The following is a 1,614-nucleotide window of genomic DNA, read 5'->3' on the forward strand; positions in this document are numbered from 1 at the left end:
TGCTGAGGGTATGAACACGAACGCGCCCCTGCCCGCCGGCGACGCGCCGGCCGCCCGCAACGACCGCACGCGCATCCTGCGCGCCTTCAATGCCAGCCTGGCCGCCGTGCTGGTGCTGGTGGCCGTGTTCGCCCTGCAGGACCATTTCGACTGGCGGCCCTGGGCGGTCGCACCGCTGGAAGCCAAGGGCCTGCTCGGCCTGATCGGCGGACCGCTGCTGCATGGCTCGGTCGAACACATTGCCGCCAACAGCTTCGCCATCCTGATCCTCGGCACCCTGGCCGGCAGCGTCTATCCCAAAGCCACGCTGCGTGCACTGCCCCTGCTGTGGCTGGGCTCGGGCATCGGTGCGTGGATGCTCGGCAACCCCGGCAGCTTCCATCTCGGCGCCAGTGGCGTCACCCACGGCCTGATGTTCCTGCTGGCCAGCCTTGGCCTGCTGCGCCGCGACCGCGCGGCGATCGCCACCGGGCTGATCGGCATGCTGTTCTACGGCGGCATGTTGATGACCGTGCTGCCGCATGCCGACGGTGTGTCCTGGCAGTCGCACATGGGCGGAGCCTTCGCCGGCATCATCGCCGCACTGCTGTTCCGCAACGCCGACCCGCTGCCGCCGCGCCCGCGTTACAGCTGGGAGGACGAGGAAGACGAGGTCGAGCCGCTGGCCGATGACGAACTCGAGCCGCCGTCGCCGCAGCGCGTGCCGGTGCTGTGGCAGCCGCGCGAAGGGCAGGACTATGTGGTGATCCCGTTCCGCCGGCCGGAAGACCCGCGCTCGTGATGCAACGGTAGTGCCGGCCGATGGCCGGCAAGCTCCTAAGCGTGTCGAGGTCGGATCCCCGAAGGGGCTCTGACCCTGGGCGCCGCATTCTCGCGTTCCGGTAGTCGCCGACCTTGGTCGGCGCTCATGCGTCCGGCGTTCCCATGCTTCCTGCTGCGACCGCGTGCCAACCAAGGTTGGCATCTACAGAGCGGGTCAGTTCGCCGCGTTCGCCGCCGCGCCCGTTCCATCCACCGCCTGCCGGCCCAATGCCGGGTCATCGGTGAAGAAGGCATCGATGCCGGTTGCCAGGTAGGCACGCATCTCCGCGATCGACCCCTCCGCGTTGCGCGCATTGTCCGCGCCCTTGCGCAGGTTGCTGGCCTGGAAGTGGTTCTCCGGGCGGAAGGTGTACGGAATCACCATCAGGCCCACCGCGTGCGCATCGCGCACCAGCGCCGTCGGCGTGCCCAGCGCACCGTTGGCATCCAGCGGGATGATCGAGCGCAGCTCCGGGCCTATGCCGTCGGCATAGGCCGCGATGTCCTTCAGCCCCGCCGGGGTCATCATCTGCGCATAGGTCAGCGCGCCGCCGGCCTTGGCGATGTCGGCCGGCTGGGTATCGCCCTTCCACAGCAGCTGCAACAGGCGGATGTTGCTGCCACGCGGGATCTTGCCGCGCAGGTAGCGCAGGTTGGCCGTCTCGAACGACTGGATGGTGACSGGGCCGACGTTGGTATAGGCGTTGCCGCGCAGCGCGGCCAGCAGCGTGTCTTCCATCGGCAGGCCGATCGACTGGAAGTAGGTCGGGTGCTTGATCTCCGGCACCAAGCCGATGCCACGGTTGGCACGAC

General features: G+C 68.9%; 2 protein-coding genes. One reads left to right on the top strand and one right to left on the bottom strand.

The features are described from left to right. The first annotated feature begins 10 nt into the window (after window positions 1-10). Window positions 11-781, top strand: coding sequence for a rhomboid family intramembrane serine protease (locus tag AC1VAN_RS21255; protein ID WP_032978492.1), 771 nt, complete (start codon window positions 11-13; stop codon window positions 779-781). 195 nt (window positions 782-976) lie between these two features. Here the strand turns inward: AC1VAN_RS21255 and AC1VAN_RS21260 are convergent. Next, window positions 977-1,614, bottom strand: a 638-nt coding sequence (locus AC1VAN_RS21260) for a glycerophosphodiester phosphodiesterase family protein (RefSeq protein WP_480986686.1), incomplete at its 5' end; no start/stop codon positions are given.

Source organism: Stenotrophomonas sp. 05L44_2 (assembly GCF_056665995.1).